General features: G+C 68.8%; 1 pseudogene. It reads left to right on the top strand.

Features of this window, described 5'->3' with window-relative positions:
• Window positions 1-65 precede the first annotated feature (65 nt).
• Window positions 66-786 (top strand): annotated as a pseudogene (locus tag AWZ10_RS36050) (IS6 family transposase).
• The last annotated feature ends 77 nt before the right edge of the window (window positions 787-863 follow it).

The raw sequence follows: 863 nt of genomic DNA, 5'->3' as shown, positions 1-863 counted from the left end.
GGGCACTGTCACGTTGGCTGACCGGTGGGATGATCTTCTGGTGATCAGCCTGGGAAGGGTCGTCGGTGGGGAGCGTGTCGCTGTCGTACAAGGGGCATCGGTACCCGGTCGAGGTCATCTCCTACTGTGTGTGGCTGTACTTCCGCTTCCCGCTGTCGTTCCGCGAGGTCGAGGAGCTGATGCTCGAGCGCGGTGTCGTCGTCTCCTACGAGACGGTGCGTCGCTGGTGCGCCAGGTTCGGGCAGGCCTACGCGGGCGCGCTGCGCCGCCGGCAGCCCCGGCCCGGTGACAGGTGGCACCTGGACGAGGTCTTCATCAGGATCAACGGGCGGTTGCAGTACCTGTGGCGGGCCGTCGACCAGGACGGCAACGTCCTGGACATCCTGGTGCAGAACCGGCGGGACAAGGCCGCGGCCAGGCGCTTCTTCCGCCGCCTGATGAAGAAGACCGGCGCGGTGCCGCGGGTGATCGTCACCCACAGGCTCCGCTCCTACGGCGCCGCCCACCGCGAGGTCATGCCCTGCGTCGAGCACCGCTCCCACAAGGGCCTGAACAACCGGGCCGAGAACAGCCACCAGCCCACCAGGCAGCGTGAACGGGCGATGAAAGGCTTCCGCTCCGCGGGCGGGGCACAGCGGTTCCTGTCCGCGTTCAGCGGCGTCCCGCCCCACTTCCCGACCCCGCCGACACCTGATGCCCGCCCACGACTACCGAGCCGAGATGACCGTCCGCTTCGCCATCCGGGAGCACATCACCGGCGTCGCCGGCCTCGCCACCGCGGCCTGAACACAGCCCGGAACCAGGCTCCACCACACCACGACGCGCCGTCAGGCAGTCACACAGCCAACAACGTGACAACGCCC

Source organism: Streptomyces europaeiscabiei, assembly GCF_001550375.1.
In the GTDB taxonomy this organism is placed as follows: Bacteria; Actinomycetota; Actinomycetes; order Streptomycetales; family Streptomycetaceae; genus Streptomyces; species Streptomyces europaeiscabiei.
This window is presented reverse-complemented; position numbering and strand designations above follow the sequence as displayed.